This window comes from Acinetobacter sp. IK23, assembly GCF_035615275.1.
GTDB lineage: Bacteria > Pseudomonadota > Gammaproteobacteria > Pseudomonadales > Moraxellaceae > Acinetobacter > Acinetobacter seifertii.
In genome coordinates this window covers 1-19,748 of record NZ_JANBNX010000022.1, presented here as the reverse complement: position 1 = coordinate 19,748, position 19,748 = coordinate 1, and the positions used below count along the sequence as shown (strand labels likewise).

Annotated in this window: 20 protein-coding genes and 1 pseudogene; 4 read left to right on the top strand and 17 right to left on the bottom strand. The window is 35.9% G+C overall.

The features are described from left to right. The first annotated feature begins 44 nt into the window (after positions 1-44). A complete protein-coding gene (locus MSG95_RS14050) occupies positions 45-2,135 on the top strand; it encodes a TonB-dependent receptor (protein ID WP_216069816.1) in 2,091 nt (696 codons plus the stop codon). A 45-nt stretch (positions 2,136-2,180) separates the two neighbouring features. Here MSG95_RS14050 and MSG95_RS14045 read toward each other — a convergent pair whose 3' ends face one another. From MSG95_RS14045 to MSG95_RS14020, 6 genes are all read right to left on the bottom strand, one after another. Continuing rightward, entirely contained in the window at positions 2,181-2,561 is a 381-nt protein-coding gene (locus MSG95_RS14045; RefSeq protein ID WP_077165137.1) for a nuclear transport factor 2 family protein, read from the bottom strand. A 25-nt stretch (positions 2,562-2,586) separates the two neighbouring features. After that, positions 2,587-2,967 carry a ribonuclease E inhibitor RraB gene (locus MSG95_RS14040; RefSeq protein WP_019457956.1) on the bottom strand — a complete coding sequence of 127 codons (381 nt, stop codon included), beginning with the start codon at positions 2,965-2,967 and terminating at the stop codon, positions 2,587-2,589. Positions 2,968-3,094: 127 nt separating this feature from the next. Further along, positions 3,095-3,760 carry an RluA family pseudouridine synthase gene (locus MSG95_RS14035; protein ID WP_077165136.1) on the bottom strand — a complete coding sequence of 222 codons (666 nt, stop codon included), beginning with the start codon at positions 3,758-3,760 and terminating at the stop codon, positions 3,095-3,097. Positions 3,761-3,870: 110 nt separating this feature from the next. Next, positions 3,871-4,572, bottom strand: coding sequence for a DUF1003 domain-containing protein (locus MSG95_RS14030; RefSeq protein ID WP_039252821.1), 702 nt, complete (start codon positions 4,570-4,572; stop codon positions 3,871-3,873). A gap of 80 nt (positions 4,573-4,652) precedes the next feature. Further along, complete coding sequence (locus MSG95_RS14025) at positions 4,653-5,156, bottom strand: DUF2867 domain-containing protein (RefSeq protein ID WP_077165135.1); 504 nt, start codon at positions 5,154-5,156, stop codon at positions 4,653-4,655. Between the two features lie 528 nt (positions 5,157-5,684). Beyond that, positions 5,685-6,167 carry a hypothetical protein gene (locus MSG95_RS14020; protein WP_077165134.1) on the bottom strand — a complete coding sequence of 161 codons (483 nt, stop codon included), beginning with the start codon at positions 6,165-6,167 and terminating at the stop codon, positions 5,685-5,687. 257 nt (positions 6,168-6,424) lie between these two features. Here MSG95_RS14020 and MSG95_RS14015 point away from each other — a divergent pair, with 257 nt between their 5' ends. Beyond that, entirely contained in the window at positions 6,425-7,126 is a 702-nt protein-coding gene (locus MSG95_RS14015; RefSeq protein ID WP_077165133.1) for an SDR family NAD(P)-dependent oxidoreductase, read from the top strand. Between the two features lie 86 nt (positions 7,127-7,212). On the opposite strand, the gene MSG95_RS14010 is transcribed toward MSG95_RS14015, so the two are convergent. Genes MSG95_RS14010 through MSG95_RS13995 form a run of 4 tightly spaced genes read right to left on the bottom strand, consistent with a single transcriptional unit; the run spans position 7,213 to position 8,980 of the window. Continuing rightward, the gene (locus tag MSG95_RS14010; protein ID WP_077165132.1) at positions 7,213-7,671 is read right to left on the bottom strand and encodes a hypothetical protein; all 459 of its coding nucleotides are present in this window, start codon (positions 7,669-7,671) and stop codon (positions 7,213-7,215) included. Positions 7,672-7,699: 28 nt separating this feature from the next. Next, on the bottom strand, positions 7,700-8,017 hold the full coding sequence (locus MSG95_RS14005) for a hypothetical protein (RefSeq protein WP_077165143.1): 318 nt from the start codon (positions 8,015-8,017) through the stop codon (positions 7,700-7,702). A 55-nt stretch (positions 8,018-8,072) separates the two neighbouring features. After that, positions 8,073-8,483: a hypothetical protein gene (locus tag MSG95_RS14000; protein ID WP_077165131.1), complete on the bottom strand. Its 411-nt coding sequence runs from the start codon at positions 8,481-8,483 to the stop codon at positions 8,073-8,075. A gap of 8 nt (positions 8,484-8,491) precedes the next feature. Next, on the bottom strand, positions 8,492-8,980 hold the full coding sequence (locus MSG95_RS13995; RefSeq protein WP_077165130.1) for a hypothetical protein: 489 nt from the start codon (positions 8,978-8,980) through the stop codon (positions 8,492-8,494). 706 nt (positions 8,981-9,686) lie between these two features. Between MSG95_RS13995 and MSG95_RS13990 the strand changes: the two are divergent. Next, a pseudogene (locus MSG95_RS13990) lies at positions 9,687-9,830 on the top strand (short-chain dehydrogenase); the annotation flags it as partial. 18 nt (positions 9,831-9,848) lie between these two features. On the opposite strand, the gene MSG95_RS13985 reads toward MSG95_RS13990, so the two are convergent. The 7 genes from MSG95_RS13985 to MSG95_RS13955 form a co-directional block, all read right to left on the bottom strand. Beyond that, the gene (locus MSG95_RS13985; RefSeq protein ID WP_077165129.1) at positions 9,849-10,241 is read right to left on the bottom strand and encodes a hypothetical protein; all 393 of its coding nucleotides are present in this window, start codon (positions 10,239-10,241) and stop codon (positions 9,849-9,851) included. A gap of 145 nt (positions 10,242-10,386) precedes the next feature. Continuing rightward, positions 10,387-10,809 (bottom strand): hypothetical protein, encoded by a 423-nt coding sequence (locus tag MSG95_RS13980; protein WP_077165128.1) that lies wholly within the window; start codon positions 10,807-10,809, stop codon positions 10,387-10,389. A 9-nt stretch (positions 10,810-10,818) separates the two neighbouring features. Then, complete coding sequence (locus MSG95_RS13975; protein ID WP_228144404.1) at positions 10,819-10,977, bottom strand: hypothetical protein; 159 nt, start codon at positions 10,975-10,977, stop codon at positions 10,819-10,821. Positions 10,978-12,112: 1,135 nt separating this feature from the next. Beyond that, positions 12,113-13,516, bottom strand: coding sequence for a hypothetical protein (locus MSG95_RS13970; RefSeq protein ID WP_077165125.1), 1,404 nt, complete (start codon positions 13,514-13,516; stop codon positions 12,113-12,115). After that, complete coding sequence (locus tag MSG95_RS13965) at positions 13,513-16,311, bottom strand: type VI secretion system Vgr family protein (protein WP_077165124.1); 2,799 nt, start codon at positions 16,309-16,311, stop codon at positions 13,513-13,515. Before MSG95_RS13965 ends, MSG95_RS13970 begins: the two co-directional genes overlap by 4 nt. Before the next feature lie 376 nt (positions 16,312-16,687). Continuing rightward, the gene (locus tag MSG95_RS13960; protein ID WP_077165123.1) at positions 16,688-17,161 is read right to left on the bottom strand and encodes a DUF4844 domain-containing protein; all 474 of its coding nucleotides are present in this window, start codon (positions 17,159-17,161) and stop codon (positions 16,688-16,690) included. A 129-nt stretch (positions 17,162-17,290) separates the two neighbouring features. Then, on the bottom strand, positions 17,291-18,520 hold the full coding sequence (locus tag MSG95_RS13955) for a beta-ketoacyl synthase N-terminal-like domain-containing protein (RefSeq protein ID WP_077165122.1): 1,230 nt from the start codon (positions 18,518-18,520) through the stop codon (positions 17,291-17,293). Positions 18,521-19,199: 679 nt separating this feature from the next. Between MSG95_RS13955 and MSG95_RS13950 the strand changes: the two genes are divergently transcribed. Beyond that, positions 19,200-19,484: a hypothetical protein gene (locus MSG95_RS13950; protein ID WP_077165121.1), complete on the top strand. Its 285-nt coding sequence runs from the start codon at positions 19,200-19,202 to the stop codon at positions 19,482-19,484. Positions 19,485-19,748: the final 264 nt, after the last annotated feature.

Here is a 19,748-nt window from a genome sequence, read left to right as displayed (position 1 = left end):
TACTATTACATTATAGTTCTTTTGTCTTTCATGGCTGATTATTTATGCAACACAAATTAGGATTGTTGTCTTCGTTAGGGTTATCTTTTATATCAACATTCTCTTGGGGTGACGAAACCTCAACAGTACTTGAGACCATACGTGTTCAGGCTGAAAGTACCCAAGAAGGTGTGAGCCAAAATAGCTCGGCGACTAAATTTACTCACGATGTTTTAGATGTCCCTTTTAACCGTGCTTATGTTTCAAAACAAATGATGGAACAACAAGACGTTCAACGAATTGATGACGCATTAAGCTTGGTGAGTGGGGTTTTTCATCAAAACAGTTTTGGTGGCGGCTTTTGGGATAACTATTCCTTCCGTGGTTTTAGTACCGATCCCAACTTAGGTGCTTCCATGATCCGTAACGGTTTGACTGTCAACCGAGGGATTAGTGCGCCAAAAGATGTCGTAAATATTGAATCTTTAGAGTTTTTAAAAGGCCCAATGGCTGCGCTATATGGTCGCGGCGAAACAGGAGGTTTGCTTAATCTCAACAGTAAAAAACCACAGTGGGAAAGCGAAAGCGAAGTTAACCTACGTGCCAATACCCAAGAACAATATCGTATTAGTCTGGAACACACGGCGCCTATTAACGATGAAATAGCCTATCGTATAGCAGTGGCTCACGAAGATAACCAAAGCTTCCGTGATCATGTCAGTAGTGAACGTTGGTTCTTTTCACCACAGCTCACATGGAAAATTTCAGACCAAACACAACTCGACTTTGACAGTGAATTTACAGAGCATAAAGGAACCTTTGACCGTGGTGTCAGCACCGTCAATCACCAGTTTGTGATGGACCCGAAAACCTTTACAGGTGAACCTGACGACGGCGATTTGAAAATAAAAGATTACTTTTACCAATTACGTCTGAGCCACGAATTTAACCCTGACTGGAAGCTAAATAGTGCTGTCAGTTATAAAGACGCCAAAATGGTCGGCTTTGCAACCGAACCTCGCCGTATGCAAGCCGATGGCCGTACGTTAGAGCGTCAACGTCGCTATCGTGATTATACAAGTCAAGATGTGCTGGCTCAGACAGAGTTACTTGGCAAGGTTGATACTTCGTGGGCTCGCCATGAAATTTTACTTTCAACCGAGCTTGGTCAACTCGACTATAAACAAAACCAGCTTCGTCGTAATCACAGTGCTGGCATGCCTAACACAATTGATATTTACCAACCTGAATATGGCAAATATTTACCAAACCTAGCACCGTTTACCGATACCAAAGAACAGCAGCGTTACTTTGCGCTTAATGTACAAGACCAGATCTTTTTTAATGACCAGTGGAGTGTGCTATTTGGTAACCGTTTTGATCAGGTCGAGCAAGACTTTAAAAATCATCTGACGCAGACTGAAAGCAACCAGACACTTCATCAAAATAGTCCGCGTTTCGGAGTAAATTTCAAAGCCTCTGAGCAATGGGCGTTTTATACAAACTATGGCCGCTCATTTGCCATGAATAGTGGTATGAACCGAAACGGTCAGACTTTTGCCCCTGAAAAAGGCGAAAGCTATGAGGTCGGCACCAAATATAAATTGAATGACCAAAGTGTGCTGAGTCTCGCTTTGTTTAAAATGAAAAAACGAAATGTACTTACAACCGACCCAATTGACAGTAACTTTCAAACCGCAGCAGGCGAAGTGAGTAGTAAAGGAATTGAGTTTGACTTAAATAGCCAAATCACTGACCGTTGGTTCGTCAATGCCAACTATAGCTATACCGATGCGCAAATTGAAAAAGACCAAGACTTGCCAAAAGGCGCTCGTCTGAGCAATGTGCCAAAACACCAAGGTGCTGTAAGTACCAATTATGAGTTTCTACAAGAAGGCTCAACAAAAGCAGGTGTAGGTGCCAACCTTACTTATGTGGGCGAACGTAGCGGACATAACCTTGATAATGGCTTTAATTTACCAAGCTATACCCTCGTGAACTTAAATGCTTACTATGCCCCATCGGACCGCTTACGTTATCAGCTGAACGTAAACAATCTGTTTGATAAAACTTACTATGTTTCAAGCTACAGCGATTTATGGATTCAACCAGGTGAGCCACTAAATGCTTCAATTTCGGCACAGTGGAAGTTTTAATTCATCTATAAAATAAAAAAGCCCGAATTATTTCGGGCTTTTTTATTAGAACATGCCATTTTCATTCACAAGCGGTTCAGGCTGCATTTGCCCGATATCCCAAAGTTCAGCAATTTTTCCATTTTCAAAACGGCAAATATGAACCACAGCCACAATGGTAGGTTTGTCATTCATTTGCATTTCAAGTTTCGAATGTACGGCAACCAAAGTCCCATCTTCAATGACATGCTGAACATCAAAGACTTTGTTGGGATTTTCAGCCGCGCTTTCACGCATACCTTCCTTCAACGAAGTTGCATCACTCGCATAATAAGGGTTGTGATGCTTGAAGTTAGGCGCAGTGTAATTGCTGTAGGCTTCATCAACTTCGCCTGCTGCGGCAAGTTCTAAAAACCGTACCGCAATTTGTTTTTGAGATAAGTTCATGAGTATCTCTTACTCTTTTTAGACCTTATTGTAAGAGGTCGTCTTCTTCACTTTCTTCCTCAAAGACATAAGCCATACAGCCCCATCCGTCATATTCGCCCTGAAATTTTTCAGCGATGCTGGCAAACCATTCCTCTAAGTCAACAATGTCTGAATACTCAGGTTCCATATTCACGAAGATGGTGATCACCCATTCGTTTGGCTCAACAGAGTCATCTTGGAAAAGTGAAACTTTTTGTTCTTGGTAAAGTAAATAGAGTGCACATTGCTCTGCATTTTTTTGATCTTGAAATGCAATAGAAAATTCAATTTCATGCAGCTCGGTTAAATCATCCCCATCTTCAGCCATTTGCCAAAGTACATTGCCGTTATCGTCATCTGGAAATTGTTCGTAGTCACGAGTCATAAAGTGATCCTTGTTGTTGTCGCAGTATTAATATTATTCGGACTTAGAATACCCGACTTTTATTGCAGTTTGGGTATATATTCCGTTCCCAATTGCATCAAATTGAATTTTTAATTGTATGTAAATTTTAAAAAGGCACTTGGGATTGAATGACTACATCTGTGCCTTTGAATGGATGCTGAAAAGCCAGATAGGCAGCATGTAAAGCCATACGGCTTAAATGAAAACGTTTAGGTTCAGGATGATATAACTTGTCGCCCATAATTGGATGTCCAATGTGCATCATGTGCACACGCAGCTGATGTGAACGCCCTGTGACTGGTTCAAGTAACACTCGCGTTTGATCTGTTTTCTGGTCATAGGTGAGAGGCTGAAACAAGGTTTTGGCATGCTTACCTAATTCAAAATGTACAATCTGTCTTGGGCGATTTTCCCAGTCAGTAATGAGCGGAACTTCAACACTGCCCTCTTCTGTGACTTGGCCTTGCACCAACGCAATATAATGTTTTTTGACTGTTCTGGCCTGAAACATTTTACTTACCGCAACTTCTGCATCACGGTGCTTGGCAAACATAAGTAAGCCCGACGTCGCCATATCTAAACGATGCGTCACTTTAGCCAAAGGGAACTTTTCTAGCACCCTTAAATAAGCACTGTCATGATGCTCAGGTAAGCGACCCATCACAGACAACAATCCCGCAGGTTTATCAACCACAATTAAATCGTCATCTTCAAATAAAATTGAAAGCGGATCTTGTGGTGGAGCGTAAACAAAGTTGTCGTTTAAAGGCATGGTCGTAGAAACAGCAATGGAGCATGGCGGCAAATCATAAAGAAATTTGAGACCTACCGCAAAACAATCTATAAGCTTTCATCATGTTCCACGTGAAACTCGAAAAATCTTTATCGCTTTTTATTCATTTCAGCTAAAAGATCAAGCTGAATTTCTTGAATATGCGCAAGCCTTTCCCACTGATGCGATAAAAGATGGTCCATTTTTTCATGCAAATGACGAATCTCAAGCTCGGCTTTTAAATTAATTTGATAGTCATGTTGAGAGCGCAAACGATCTTTGGCTTCTTGACGGTTTTGACTCATCATAATAATAGGCGCCTGAATTGCCGCTAAGCATGACAAAACCAGATTAAGCAAAATAAATGGATAAGGGTCGACAGGACGTACCACCATCACCACTGTATTTAGAATAATCCAGCCTATTAAAAAGATGGCAAAGCAAATCAGGAAAGCCCAACTACCACCAAATGTCGCAATCTTATCTGCCAGTTTTTCCCCAAACGTCCATTTTTGATCAAAGTCAGATTCGGTATCTCGGCTAATCAGCTCATGGCGTTGCATGCTGCCAATCACTTCGTTTTCTAAATTAGTTAACTCGCCTTTTTCGGAGCGTAATAGTGATTGAACGTATTTAATTCGATAATCTGCCAGATCTGCTCGGCAAATAAAGCTTGAGTAATTCCAATCTGGATGATCTTGAATAATTTCCTCACTAATGACATTCCGAATGACTTCACCCGAAACCAGATCTTTTAACGGGAAATTCTTTCCGCATACGGCGCATTGGCGACACTGGTTTTTATTCTCCATTTTATACAGCTCGCAATTATGATCATAGGGATATTATATAGGTGATTTCAGGCGACAACATCGCAAATAAAAAGAATGCTTTAACCCAATATTTGTAAAGTTGCTGGCACTATTTTTCGATGTGCAGGAATCACAGGAACCATGTAGAGTCTTCCAAGCCAATTTTTAATATGTACTACTGTGGTTATGGTGAGTACTTGCGTCTTCTCATTCTTATAAACAGATAAAGTCACATTTAAGTGCTTGTCATCGTCTCCAATCACCAACTCATTTTCGGTACGCTGCCGTAAGGTAAAAATTCCAATTCGGTCGCCTGCGACATACTCATTTTCTTTTTTATTCGAATCAATTTGCTTAAAACTTCCTAAGTCTTTAAGCCCAATCTTTGAGGTAATTTTATTACGCATATTCATGCTCCACTCTATCCACGCTGGAGTGTGTTGAAATAACTTAATAAGTTGTTGAAATACGTTCAGGTCGGGCTGACCCAGCACAATACTCCACGAGTCGTGGAAGTAAGCATTGTTCAATTGAGATGAGATTTTACTGTCGCCAGGTAAAGCAGAAAGATAAGGCTTATTCATTAAATTATATTCTTGTAAAGTATCGTTTTTATTATAGAGAATTTTTTAGGGTGTCAAGGGAAAACATCTATGGTTTACTTCAACAATTATAACTTTGTAAGTTAGAACCTTATGCCTATAAACTTTTGATCTATAGCGTCCTAAGCCGAATCGAGACCTTTTGGGTGAGTACACACTAACGTTATACGTTTTGGTGCATGCTACTCTTTTCGATCCCTATCACACCCTTGAGATATAGTTTAGCCAGCACCCTGCGGGATTGTTTTTCTAAGAAAAGCGAATTTTTAATATTTTTGGGAATTTTTACGCCATTATACAAATTTAAAAGAATTTATTCCCATTTAGCCATAATTAGTTATATTTAAATTCCACTTTATTTGTATTTTTCGGTTTATTTTACCAAAGAATTAACTGTTTTGAGCAATTAGGCACCAGACTATAAAAAGAATCTAACGCCAGTAAAGTATGATTTATCTATGTAGAATCTCTTGTGTTTAGGTCACAAGAGAACTCTACTTTTCATTCCAGCTATTTACACTTATTCGTTATATTAAACTTTGGAGATTCGTTGAAACTCACTAAGGTAAAGCTTCTATCGATGAAGTTTTCTGTATCTGCATTAGGAGCATGAAAAAACCACTCTGAAATACCATTATTTTTTAAAATAACCTCAAAGTTAAAATTACTTCCCATATTCTTATCTTGGAAATACACCTCATACTCATTAGGTTTAATTTTCAAAATTTTAGTTACTTTATAAAATGGTTGATCAGGGGTATCAAATGAGAATTTAATGGACTGATTCTTTTGATTAAAACTTACAGAATTAATATTCGTAGAGCTTTCTTTCTTATTCGCCTCCACAGCACACTCATAGATCCATTTCTCTGGTTTATCCTTATAAATATAATAATGATTCCTTGCTTGAAACTTTGAAAAAAACTCATTCACAGTATTAGCAAAAGAAAGACTAGGAAAAACTAATAAAACATATAAGAAAATAATCCTCATCTACAAACACCTACACTCACACTATTCTTAACATTACTTTTAGCTATAGTGAAAAAATATAAATTTTTCATCCTTTTATTTCCTAAATAAGTATCCCATCCAGACCATTCAAAACCAACTGACTTAATTAATGTTTTTCATATTTTTGTCTTGTTCTTTCTACATTATTTTTAGATTTAATTTTTTCGCTTGAATACATTATAAAAACATATTATAAACTATTTCTAACCAAATAATTGGTTTTTTGGAACTTTATAATGAACAACAATATTATAATTTTTGGTTATGGAACAGGTATTTCCAAAGCCGTAGCACATAAGTTTGGTAAAGAAGGCTATAAAATCGGTTTAGTGGCACGTAATGCTGAAAAACTCGAAAAAGCCATTTTAGAACTTAAAACACAAGGTATTGAAGCTTACGCTTTTACATGTGATTTAGCAGTTCTTGAAGATATACCAAACCTAATTAAACGCATTAAAGATCAATTAGGAGAGATTAAAAATATTCATTGGAACGCTTTCCATGATATTGAAGGCAATATCTTAAAAACCCCTCCACTAGAGCTTACTAAAAGCTTTCATATTCGTGTTTCGAGCTATATTGCGACGGTACAAGCTTGCTTACGTGATTTGGAAAAGAACCACGGTAGCATTTTATCGACAAATGGAATTTTTGCTTTCGATGCAGTAGGCATCGACTTAGTTGCTAAAGAATACTCATCGTTAGCAACCACCGCTGCTGCTCAATACAAAGCCACCAATTTGCTTGCTCATAGTCTTGCTGACTCAAATGTTTATGTGAGCCAAGTGATTGTAAATGGCTTTATAGATGGAACCCCTGAAGCGAAGGATAAAACCTACGCGGTGCATCCAGAAACAGTTGCAGATCAGTTCTGGTACCTACACCAGCATAAACAAGAAACTGTTTCTCTTTGTGGAGAAGCTATTCAAGCTGCTTAAACCATTTCTTATGGCAGAAAAAGCGTAATCAATTACGCTTTTCTTAACTTTTTAAATTGATGTGTGTATACACCAGAATTCTTTAATTATTTCTCATACTCTGAAGGATCAATTTTGTATTTTTTAAATAAAATTGAGCGCACGGAGCCTTTTATACTTTCATCATGTTTAATAATTAAATAAATATCTTTTTTAGTTAGAGAAACTTCTTTTAGTAAATCTGGCAAGTCTGCTGACCTGATAGCACTGACTTCACTAGGTTGCTTCAAAATATTCGGATCTTGTTTTTCAAACTTAAAATCTATACCTTGTAAGTTAAAATAGACCATAACTCTTCGATTTAAAGAATCACTATCATCATATAGAACTGTGCCTGCTGGAAGGATTGTATATGATGAATAGTTATCGAAATTTGATGCTATTCGTAAGGGTTTCTCTAAAATATGAATTTCGGGTGCTTTTGTACGACTCCAGAAGTAATAATTTAATAAAGACTGTATGATAAAAAGTAAAATTAGTACGGTAATTAATAAATTTTTTTTCATATCCTCTTCTTATTAAAAATATATTTTATTATTTAACTACAAATTCATAGGTGTTATCTAAATTCCCATCACCACTAGCATAAAAACCTGCATATACATGAATCGTAAAAGTTCCCTTATATTTTGGGACTCCAGAAATTTTTAAATTGTTATAAGCATCCGCTTCATTTTCATCTATTGGGCTAATAGAGATATTCATATCACTAGGGAAATTGGTTTCAACTTCAAAAGAATATGGTATCACTCTACCACCTGATATGTTTAATTGCTGATTGTATGCCTTACCTACATAGGCTACTGGAAGCCTTTCAGGCTCAATTGTATATTCGTGACCACACCCTGTCATAACTAACAATAGCGCACCCAAAGTTACTAATTTAAGTTTCAGATTTTTAAACAAGTTATTTTTCTTCCCATACAATTAGAAATTTTTCTGATTTAGAGACATTACCAATCATTGCAGAGAAAATGGCTTGGCATTCTAAATTGATTTTTTTAACTGAACTGATATCTACAGGTTCACAGCTTCTATTATCATTATTTGAGCAAAATTCTACAGATACATCAATTTGGTTATTCTCAAATCTATCGATATCCGCATCTAATGTTTGCTGATGATCAATCATATTTTCACAAATAAACTTTTTTGATGATGATCCTTTTATTTTATTTAAAACTTCCTTATCTTCAATTTTCATAGCAAAGTTTAATTTTTCATTACTTTTCCTAGTATGTTCTATTGTGAAATTTGAAATTTTTTCACTACATCCGCTTAAAAAAATTAGCCCTGATAGGTAAAGAAATTTTTTCATTAAAAACTCTATTGGAAATTGGATTTTCTTATAGCTTCTTTTGATATTAAAATATTATCTGCTACAACTTTACTAGTTTGTAATAAGCCCCCAAAAATTACTCTACAAGAAATATTGCTACTTAACAATTTTTCCAATTGATTCTTATCGATACATATATTCATGGATTCATCTTCGCAGACTTTGAAGTACCCAGATGAAGTATATTTTCCATTTTTTAACTTTTTTCCCTCGAGTGAGATAGCACCTACAATAAGATAATTTTTAATATTATCGCATTTAAAATTTGAAGATTTATACTTACTTTCTTTATAAATCTTATTTAAATCATCATTTGTTTCTAAATTAAATTTAAAAATATCACCACTCATACCATCCAGACGTGAGTAAGTTAAATTCTTAAGGGGCATATCCTTAAAATTTTCTTTCTCATTTTTGGCTAAAGGATTACAACCTAACAATGATAGAGTCGATATAATTATTACAACATTTCTCATAAACTATTTATCAATCTGTAAAACATTTTTATTTAGAATCAAATTTGTAAGTATATTCCTTTTTAAATTTACCATCACCACTACAATAAAATTCTGTTGAAATATTTAGGGCGGCGGTGATCCAAACTACCCGAACATGTAAATAAACCCGCTTTGGCGAGTTTATTACATTTCTAGTTCTCAACTTAATAAATTACAGATCAACTTTAGCACCAACACTTAATTTTATTCAAAATTAGCATTCGTCAACTTTGCTTTATTTGATTGATAAGCATCATTTGAGTAATTTTTTCTTAATTCAATTCTACATTCAGTATCAATTTTTGCTTTTTTAATATCGACTGAACAATCATCATTTTTACATATTTCGACATGTGCCATATATTTATATAATTGATTATTAATTTCTTCTGAATCTAAGTCTACTCCACCTCTTACTATAAACTGATTTTCCAAACAATTTAGCTTAGAAATAGGAAATTCATTTTTTTCAGAAATTTCTTTTAAAGAAGAGGAGCTTGTAACAAAACCTTGGTATGTTGTTTCTCCACTATACATAGACTGTAAATATTTAAATTTTCCAAAATTAATATCGGTAGATTGATAATCTATATTTTTAGAAGTACAACCAAATAATAAAAATATCCATATACATGATAAAAATTTCATTTTACTTGAACCTTTTTTTAATTCGGCTTGCAATATTTGTTCTGGTGATTTAGAAAAGAACCACGGTAGCATTTTATCGACAAATGGAATTTTTGCTTTCGATGCAGTAGGCATCGACTTGGTTGCCAAAGAGTACTCATCGTTAGCAACTAGCGCTGCAGCTCAATATAAAATTACCAACACATAACTCTAAAATTTGTTAACTTAGCCAAAAAAATATAGAGAAAATAACTATAAAAATCATAAAAAATGAAGAGATCTTAATATAAAACCATAACTTTTGATGATCTTTTATAACTAACATACAATTTTCATAATTAAGCCCACTAAATATTAAAAATTTTCTTTTTACAAAAAAATTAGAAAATTTTTCTCCAGAAAAAAAACTAATAATATTAATCATAGTAATAGCAACTATAATAGACTCTATATTAGCAACATCTAAAGATTTATTTTTATATATATGTGATCCGTAAACTAATCTTTTTAAGCTACTAGATTTGTTAATATATTTCGATGCCAATTGGTGTAATATCGCCCACAAAACCACACTTACAAGCAATAGAATAACTATAATATCTTTGGTGTTCATTTTAATCTTTCACACCCATACTCTACAACCGCCTGTCCTGTAACACCACCGAAATAACCGTCAGCTAATGTTACACCTAAATTAACATTATCAAAGAAAATACTTAAAAATTTTATCTTTGTTTACCAAAACAATACTCTTTATATTAAAAATATTTATCTAGGACATAAGAAAAACCTCCAAACAGAATAAATAAAATTCCTGACAAATAAATTACATATTGGATATTAAAAAGCAAAGTAAAATTTTTTAACAATTCTTTTAATTGATTTTCTTCCATTGGATAATAAAAATCTTTTTTATAAATCTTTTTAAACGATACACCATATTTTATATTTAAGATTTCACGCCAAAAAACAATAGGCAATACACTAATAAAAAAACAATTAAAAGGCTCTAAAGGAATTTTAAAATTCCTTTCATTATCAAAAATAATTTTACATATTCCTTTTAAGTTATAAGAAATATAAATGTATTGAATAAAATAAAGTATAAAAAATAGAATTAGACATAAAAGGCTAATAAATACTAAGGGCATAGTTTCTATAAATAATAAAAATTTATTCATAATATTTTTTTACTTGCTAATAAAATCATAACTTTGTTCCCCTATGTAGCCACCAATTTCACCCCCTGCCCAACCAACTAAAGCAGATGCTCCAGCAGCAACTCCGAGTACAATTAAAGATGTACCTCCGCTAGCAACCGTTAATACAATAAAAGCAAAGTGCACCACCAGCCAGCCCTCCAGCAAGTTTAGAGGTTTCTACAACGGTTGTTCTGGTATTTTCTAGGTATCTAATTACTAAATATTTAATTTAAAAAAATTTTATCAAAATACATGCTACTATCATAAATATAGTCCAAAGTATTACTGATAAATATATTATATATTGAATAACAAAAAATTTAGGAAATTGATTTAACATTTTATTGAGTTGAGATTTACTCATTGGATAATAAAACTCTTTCCCATAAAGTTTTTTAAAATTTATTCCTTTTTTTATATTTAATATTTCACGCCAAAAAACTATAGGCAATACACTAATAAAAAAACAATTAAAGGGTTCTAAAGGAAATGTAAAGTGTTTTTCATCACTAAAAATAATTTTACATATTCCTTTTAAATTAAAAGAAATATAAACGTATTGCAACAAATAAAAAAAGATAAATAGAAATAAAAAGATAAATGAAACTATCGCACACAAAAACTTATTATCTTCTATAATCAAATTAATAAAATTATTCATTTAATTTATTTACTCTTCGACAATATCATAAATCTTCTCTGCCCCCATGCTGAAAAATCAGACAATCCTCAACCAACTAATGCAGATGTTCCAACAGCTAGCTCTAAAATAACATTATCAATGAAAATTCTTCAAAATCCCTCAGATTCTAGAGAGGAAAATTTTATCAAAACAGTTTATTTTTGCATATTAAAAAAATTTCTCTAAAATAAACACCGAAACCAAGGCTATACCTGAAAATATTCCAAAAAAATAAATAGCATATTGATTATAAAAAAATATTGGAAAATTTTTTATTAATTTTTTTAATTGATTCCTTTCTACTGGATAATAAAAATTCTTATTATAAAGTTTTTTAAATGATCTCCCATATTTTATATTTATAGTTTCACGCCAAAAAACAATAGGTAATACACTAATAAAAAAACAATTGAATGGCTCTAATGGTAATCTAAAGTGCTTTTCGTTATTAAAAACAATCCTGCATATTCCTTTTAAATTAAAAGAAATATAAATGTACTGAATAAAATAAAGTACAAAGAAGAAAAACAAACATGAAAGACCAATGAATACTAATGGCATCGTCTCTATAAATAAGATAAATTTATTCATAATATTTTTTTACTTACTGAAAAAGTCATAGGCTTTTTCTGCTCCAATTCCTGCACCTTCGCCTACTCCCCAACCAACTAATGCAGATGCTCCAGCAGCAACTCCGAGTACGATTAAAGATGTACCTCCGCTAGCAACAGTTAATACAATAAAAGCACCAAGTGCACCACCAGCCAGCCCTCCAGCAAGTTTAGAGGTTTCAACTACAGTTGTTTTGGTTTTTTCCTCAGGTTTTGCACTGGCAATCGCATCACCAGCATTATAAATATCTAAGGCTAAAAATAAATATCCTCCGCCTTTTATAACCTTACTCATTTTTCCTAATTCAACCATTTTCTCAACATATTCCTTCATTCCCCCTTTGTAAGTTGTACCCCTCGCTAGAGAAGATTGATTAATGATACGTCGCATATTATTAGTTTTAATAGACTGATCCCATTTAAAAACCCCTTTTGAATATTCATGATCTAGCTGTCTGTATAAGTCTTTATATTTATTTCTGAATGCTTTAAAGTTCTTAGGATTAGCCAAACCTGAGCCCTTAGCTTTTTCTTCAGCCATTTTTAGTGCTAATTCACCATGAATTTTATTCATTCGAGTCACGGTACCTTCATGGAATGCTAAAGTTGCATCAACTCCACCTTTAGCAATTGCTCCCCAAGCAATACTGCTGTCATCTGAAGGCTTGTCAAATTTTTGAACTAGAGGATGATTATTGTTTTCAAAGATATTTTTATTTGTTAGTTGAGTTCGATTGTCTGCCAGAGCATCATAAAGAAACTCATAATTTTGAGCGAAAAATTGGTCATTAAAATTTCTATCCCTTTTCATTTCATCTAATTTTTTCTGAGCTTCTTGGGCCTCTTTTTTATATTTTGGCAATTCTTTGGCTGTTGTAGAGTTTGATAAAATAATAACTTGACCAGGAGTTAAGATAAGTATGGGCGCCATATTTTTAATATGAGGATTATTAGCACGAAGAACATCCCAATCAGACGATGTCAAAGGCTTCTTAAATACACGCTTAGACCAATCAGCCATGGTTTCAGACTTTTTAATAAGATACCAAGCTACCTCACCGTCATTAAGATAAATTTCTTTAATATTTTCTTTAACTTTCTTTGTAATTTCAGTGGTTGTTTTAAGCGAATAAACGCTATGCTTTTTTTTATCTGAATATGCCTTTACAGAAACTTTCTGCAAAAGTTCTCCACGTAGATAAATTTCATAAATTAAAGTGGTATTTAAATTATTTATCTGAGTCCAGCTTGTTAACCCTTCATCATTAAATCGACCATCAAAAACTATTTTCTTCTTAGTAGTATTGGTCGTAACAACAAATTTATAAGTTAAATCTTTTAACTTTAATGGAGCTTGGACATTAAGCTTTAAACGGCTGAAATATGCACTCATTCCTCGGCTCCAGCCTCTTCTTCCTCTGCTTGTTCTACTTCATTCATCATAATTCTTGCAGTCACATTCTTTGACGCTGATGTTGTTTTCAGCTTCATAAACCCATCTTTATCTGTTGTCCCTTTATGAATATTTCCCTCTTCATCCATTAAGATATAAGGCTTTCCAGACATTACCTGATTTTCTTTATTCTTAACCAAGTACTGAAGCACAAAAGGATTATCAGCTTCAGGCAACGCAGGAACATTCGCATTTACACTCCCGCCCCCCATAAACTTATGCTGTCCAGCCTTCACCTCAAATTTGCCACCTGTGGTCATAAAAATACCCGAACCAGTAATTCTGACTTGAGAGCCGCCTGCGGTGAGCACAATTTCCTTGGATGCGGTCGCTTCGATTTTGTCTTCGGTCGAAATTATCTGAACAGCTTTACGGGCAATTAAATCAGCGCCTTCGCCTTGCGCCTGTATCTCGACTTTACCTTTGCCTGCATAGAGTCTTGCCCCTTCTTGCGCTGCAAAAAGGCTAATTTTATTTTGGGCATGTGCGATCAGGTTCTTTTGTGTAGATAGGTTAATGCTATCGCCCGCAGTTTGGTTGAGCTGCCCATCTGCACTTAAATGAATGTCTTCATTACTCGCGACCGCAATACTATTTGGGCTTGCCAGTAGCATGATCGCATCTTTGAAAGTTTTGGCTTTTGCGTTGTCTTGCTGCTCAAGTTTTTCAATAAAAGATTTTAGGTTTTCTAAATGTTCTAAGGGGTCAGTTTGCTGATTTTTAGCAACTTCACTGAGTGCCTTGGCATTGCTAAGCCCACCTTCAATTTGTTGTTTGGCCTCAGCTGCGTCTAGATGTACGCCTTGAGCTTGGTCTTGTTTATGAGTACTAATAAGTAAACCACTGCCAGCTCGTACCGCGCCCCACTGGTCAGTTCTAAGTTCAAAACCTTCTCCACGACCGTCGCTTTCCGCTTTGTCTTTTGGATGGCTTAAGTTACCCAAGTTGAGCTGACTGGCCGCATGGCTGCTTTGTAGCTGGGCACTGATTTGCCCTGTCGTGTCATCAAATCGTAGCTGGTTAAAGCCTTTACCGTCGACTTCTTCAGAGCGGATGCCGCTGAGCTTTTTAGTGTCAGGTAATTGACCTTTCTGGTCGAACTGGGTTGGATGGCGTTCAGCTTCGTGAATGCGTCCCACCACAAATGGGCGATCAATGTTGCCATCAAAGAAGTCAATCACCACGATCTCGCCGACACGTGGTAAGAAGCGTGCACCATACCCTGCGCCCGCCCACGGGGTCAGCACATCGACCCAAGCAGAGTCGGTGTCATTGTCATTACTGCCTGCTCCACCGTCATGGCTATGGTCGTCAGCTCGAGTAAACAGGAAGCGGACTTTAATACGTCCCCACTGGTCGACATGAATGCTTTCGCCTTCTAGTCCCACCACTTTAGCTCGCTGTGGGTAAGCTGCTGGTCGGTGTTCTAGCGGGTTATATTCAGGCACAGCTTTAATGTTGCGTCGAACGACATTGAGTTCAGCAAAATGGCACTGCTCAGGATTTTGCGTGTCGAGTTCAGTTGCCTTGAGTTTGTTTTGTGGTAATAGGCGTTCGATTTGCTGTTGTAATTCTTTAGGTAAATTATTCTGGTTGTAGTAGTGCTTGCTTAAGATCAAGAACTCTTTATCGGCACTGTCATGCTGGTCGAGTTCCGGATGGTCATTGAGTTCAAACCAGTAACCCACCTGTGCATCGCGGACATTACCTGAAACGGTAAATTGTTTAGAACTCAGGTGATGGTAAGCATTGATGTTCTGATTGAACTGTTCAATCTGGCTATTGCCTGAAGCGGTGGCTTGATCTTCGCCTTTTAAGTCCTGCATCCACGCGGGGCTAACGTGCCATGCATCTTCGAGGTTTAGACTAGCATTATCATAGTGTTCACTGTGCTTTTGGGTACCTTGTACGCTGCCACTACCTTCTTCTTGTTGTAAGGCATCGGCTTGCCAGCGTTGAATATGTACCGACGTCGGCTGTAAGCTTCGCTCAGCTTTAACTTGGGTAATGGTATCGAACTGTTCTGTCGCACTGCTGCGTTGGTAGCGTAAGTTACGACGTTCAAGGGCTTTATAGTTTTGATTTTCATCAATCAAACGTAGCACTTGTGGCTGAATAGATGCATTCGGGTCAGCGACTAAAAGCTGTGATTCATCTATAAGCCAATTAATGCCTTCACTACGCCACAGGCGAGTTAAAAAGTCATAATCGCTTTCGTTTGACTGCATCACAAATGGACGCACATCGTAGTCTTTGGTTAAGCCAGATGTATCAAGGGTTAAGCTTGAAGCAAATAACGGACTTTTACCTTGCCATTCTTTAAACAAAATTTCGCTAATATCGCGCACGCTTTTGTTCATAAACACGCGGCTATTGCGGCGTTTATGCCAGAGTGCGGTTGGGTCTTTTAAGGTGAGATTATAAATGGTGAGTGAGCCGTCGCTTTGCCCTTGGCTTGCTTCGGTAATAATACCTGTCGTTCTAAAAAATTGGCCCATGTCAGTGACCTGATCGATAGCAACCTGACAGCCAATAAATTGTTTTAATGCAATATGCGCATTTGTAGACAGGCACAATAATTCAGCTACACTACCCTGATTAAGGGTATGTTCGCCTTCAATACGTTGCAAGAAGACTTGCTGATTTAAAGACTGATTTGAGAACTGGATATGAACAGCACGATTTTGTGAAACAAGGCCTAAACGTTCCAATATACTCGACACACTCATCTGCATTTTTATTATCAATCAAACTTATATTTAAGCCCTATTTTAATTAAAAAAAGACTAATCTGTCTATATATACTCATTTTCAAAATGTAACTAGGCTCAATATGCTATTTTTACGTTACCCACTTATTAAATGAGTATTTAAACAGTAAATCCAAACTATTTTAATTGCTATAAAACACCGAAATATAATTTGAATTTATTATTAAAAATCAATAAAATAAAACCAATTTTTCAAATTAATGAAATTCATAAATATATTTAAATAGAGAAATTACTTAGAAAGACATACCATTGCAAAAAAATGGTTCCAACAAACTGTCAATGTAGGTGATTCGGATACTAAAGAAATGCTTAAAAGTTTAGAATAAAGTATTAAAACTTAATTTTGATCCTGCTCTAATAACTCACCAATTTCTTCACCGTATAACCATTTATTTAAAATTCCATCTGAACTTTCTAGGCCTACAATATCGAGAAAACTTTCAAATGTGGTTGCCACTTGTTCTCGATCTTCTGTATCAAGCGTATCAGGATCGATTTGACTAATTCCATGAGCAAGGATATGTAAAAGTTCTGCTTTAGTTGGCTCATTCTTTTGTTGATAGAGAGTAATAAAAGCTTGCGCAGTCTCAGCAGCTTTGCGATTTAAACTTATAGCTAATGCAGGCTCTTGAACACCCGTATATAGCTCTCCATCTCCAGCAAAATGATCTTGTGTTTTAAACTGTTCTAATTGTTGAATGACAATAGAATTAGAATTTTTAATACTCATTTCGGTTTTATTCTCACTTTTTTGAGCACAAGAAACTTGTGAACTTAAGATAACCATAACTAATACTAAAATTTTTTTCATCTTTCTATTAATTTTTAATTTAAAGACAGTAAATATAAACTAATTTAACCATAAATTTCCATTACTTATAAAACTGTATGGGCCACCTTTTATTCTTTTTCTCAAGCCCACATATATTTCGTATTTAAACTACCCTTCCCATTTTCTAAAAACCAGACAGGTATTTACCCCACCAAAACCAAAGCTATTACTCATGACTGTTTTGAGTTCGGTTTCTCGGCTTGTTTGGACAATATCGAACTTTTTCGCTTCTTCGCGCAGTTCGGTAATATTAATACTCGGCGCAATAAAGTTATTTTGCAGCATTAAAATAGAATAAATGGCTTCGTGTACGCCTGCTGCCCCTAAACTATGCCCAGTCATGGACTTGGTTGAACTGAGTGGCGGGACTTTTTCACTGCCAAAAGCTCGCTCTATGGCCAATAGTTCTGGAATGTCGCCTGCCGGCGTAGAAGTCCCATGCGTGTTGATATAGTCAATGGTGTCAGAGCCGTTTTGCTTGGCTTCTGTGAGTGCCAGTTTGATGCAACGGGTCGCACCTTCACCACTTGGAGCCACCATATCGACACCATCACTATTGGCAGCATAGCCAACCACTTCTGCCAAAATTTTTGCTCCGCGCTTTTGGGCATGGCTTAAAGACTCTAAAACCACCATGCCGCCACCGCCAGCGATCACAAAGCCGTCGTTATCTTTTGAGTATGGGCGTGACGCGGTTTCAGGTGCATCGTTATATTTAGAGCATAATGCGCCCATCGCATCGAATATTGCGGTTTGCGACCAATGATCTTCTTCGCCGCCACCCGCCAGCATCAGGTCTTGTTTGCGGGCGGCGATAAGGTGAAATGCATAGCCAATTGCGTCGGCTGAAGTCGCGCAGGCACTCGCAACCGATTGAGATACGCCTTTTAAGTTGAAAGCACGCGATAGGTTAGAGCTAATGGTACTGGTGAAGTAGCGTGGCGCTAAATCGGGCGATACTTCGCTTGCGCCTTTTTCTTTTAAGGTGTGTAGCATGTCGATGATAGACGCTGTTGAAGTGCCGCCTGTTCCCCCAATCACGCCATATTTTGAGTTGTTGGCAATGTCACTTGCGTTAAGCTCGGCATGTTGTAGCGCATCGAGTGCCGAGTTGTAGGCATACATCGCGCAAACGCCCATGTGTTTTTTTAATTCTGGATCAATATTTTCAAAATTCATTTCGGCAGTGGCGCTCACATGACTTCGAAAGTTCAGTTTTGCATAGACATCGTTATAGCGAATGCCTGAGCGGCCTGCTTTTAAGGACTCGGTTACTGTCTCTAATGTATTTCCAATACAAGAATTAATTCCCATACCTGTGATGACAACTCGTTCCATTCTTATCTCTATAAAAACGACAAAAATAGATCTTAACAACCAAGTTCTTTTTTGGAACTGGCAAAATATTTCTATATTTATTATTTTTTCTCATCGAATATAAATAAAAAATTAATAATAATATTTTTATTTTAAAATTTATTTAATTTTATTATTAAATCAAAAATATTTTAAATATTAAATTGACGTATTTAAAATCACCGATTATTATCTCGTTGCTGGCCTACATTGCCAGTCGGTTTTGACAGACCGTAACTCGTGGCGGATTATAGTTTTACTATAAGTCGTTAGACCCTTGCGTCCCCTTTTCTTTGCGGTAGGACGGATGGGGGACGCCCCGCGCGTGCTGGTTCTACGAGTCCAGTCTGTCAACCCCTATTCGTTCTACCACCATAATCAATTGACGGTGATCTGGTGGTAGGACTCCATAATTTTAACGAGTTGACCATGCCACTTTTCAAACTCATTTTCTCTCTTATTTAACTATTTTATTGATTTAAAATTTAGGTTTTTACGCCTTAATTTTTTAAGTTTATAAACTATTTTTATTTTATAATTTTAATTATTTTATTTTCCCGTATTTATAGGAGGATTAACTTTTATTTAAAAAATCATTTTAATTTCCCAAGCAATTATATTTTTTATTTTAGTTATAGATATAAATACTCATGAGAATAATATGAAAATTTATAAACCCTTTTTGGCTTTAAGTTTCATACTCGGCAGCTACGGCGTTTCGGTTTACGACCCAGAGACTCATCAGGAGTTTGAAAAAATTTGCCTGTCAGGTGGGCATAGCGAGTCGAGTTGTGACTGTATTTACCAGCGACTTGAGCAAGTTTACTCGCCTAAGCTGATGCAGCGCCTTGAATATGTCAGTTTGCAAAGTCCTGTTCTCCCACAGGACTTTGCCCCTACTTTTTTCAGCGTCATGCAACGTTGTGACAAAAGCAGTCTGGGCTAAGCATTGGCTTAGCTCTTTTATCTCTGTGTCGCAATGGTGTTTTACTTTAAATCAGCGCAAAAAATTAAAGTCTGTTGTGGCACAGAGGCCTAAGTTGTTTGATTTGCCGATCTAGATTTTGAAAAATCAGATCAATTGTAAGCGTCCGCTGAACACACCTTCTGAATTCATCCTATAAGCCTTAATTTAGTCCACACTTAAAAACAAGTGGGGACTAAAATTTATGACTACAAATCACCAGACATCCATCGCATCTCTTGCGAA

Excerpts from the sequence above, each read along its gene's own strand:
- MSG95_RS14050 (WP_216069816.1), top strand. The coding sequence starts at position 45 with ATGCAACACAAATTAGGATTGTTGTCTTCGTTAGGGTTATCTTTTATA.
- MSG95_RS14045 (WP_077165137.1), bottom strand. The coding sequence starts at position 2,561 with ATGAACTTATCTCAAAAACAAATTGCGGTACGGTTTTTAGAACTTGCC.
- MSG95_RS14040 (WP_019457956.1), bottom strand. The coding sequence starts at position 2,967 with ATGACTCGTGACTACGAACAATTTCCAGATGACGATAACGGCAATGTA.
- MSG95_RS14035 (WP_077165136.1), bottom strand. The coding sequence starts at position 3,760 with ATGCCTTTAAACGACAACTTTGTTTACGCTCCACCACAAGATCCGCTT.
- MSG95_RS14030 (WP_039252821.1), bottom strand. The coding sequence starts at position 4,572 with ATGGAGAATAAAAACCAGTGTCGCCAATGCGCCGTATGCGGAAAGAAT.
- MSG95_RS14025 (WP_077165135.1), bottom strand. The coding sequence starts at position 5,156 with ATGAATAAGCCTTATCTTTCTGCTTTACCTGGCGACAGTAAAATCTCA.
- MSG95_RS14020 (WP_077165134.1), bottom strand. The coding sequence starts at position 6,167 with ATGAGGATTATTTTCTTATATGTTTTATTAGTTTTTCCTAGTCTTTCT.
- MSG95_RS14015 (WP_077165133.1), top strand. The coding sequence starts at position 6,425 with ATGAACAACAATATTATAATTTTTGGTTATGGAACAGGTATTTCCAAA.
- MSG95_RS14010 (WP_077165132.1), bottom strand. The coding sequence starts at position 7,671 with ATGAAAAAAAATTTATTAATTACCGTACTAATTTTACTTTTTATCATA.
- MSG95_RS14005 (WP_077165143.1), bottom strand. The coding sequence starts at position 8,017 with ATGACAGGGTGTGGTCACGAATATACAATTGAGCCTGAAAGGCTTCCA.
- MSG95_RS14000 (WP_077165131.1), bottom strand. The coding sequence starts at position 8,483 with ATGAAAAAATTTCTTTACCTATCAGGGCTAATTTTTTTAAGCGGATGT.
- MSG95_RS13995 (WP_077165130.1), bottom strand. The coding sequence starts at position 8,980 with ATGAGAAATGTTGTAATAATTATATCGACTCTATCATTGTTAGGTTGT.
- MSG95_RS13985 (WP_077165129.1), bottom strand. The coding sequence starts at position 10,241 with ATGAACACCAAAGATATTATAGTTATTCTATTGCTTGTAAGTGTGGTT.
- MSG95_RS13980 (WP_077165128.1), bottom strand. The coding sequence starts at position 10,809 with ATGAATAAATTTTTATTATTTATAGAAACTATGCCCTTAGTATTTATT.
- MSG95_RS13970 (WP_077165125.1), bottom strand. The coding sequence starts at position 13,516 with ATGAGTGCATATTTCAGCCGTTTAAAGCTTAATGTCCAAGCTCCATTA.
- MSG95_RS13965 (WP_077165124.1), bottom strand. The coding sequence starts at position 16,311 with ATGCAGATGAGTGTGTCGAGTATATTGGAACGTTTAGGCCTTGTTTCA.
- MSG95_RS13960 (WP_077165123.1), bottom strand. The coding sequence starts at position 17,161 with ATGAAAAAAATTTTAGTATTAGTTATGGTTATCTTAAGTTCACAAGTT.
- MSG95_RS13955 (WP_077165122.1), bottom strand. The coding sequence starts at position 18,520 with ATGGAACGAGTTGTCATCACAGGTATGGGAATTAATTCTTGTATTGGA.
- MSG95_RS13950 (WP_077165121.1), top strand. The coding sequence starts at position 19,200 with ATGAAAATTTATAAACCCTTTTTGGCTTTAAGTTTCATACTCGGCAGC.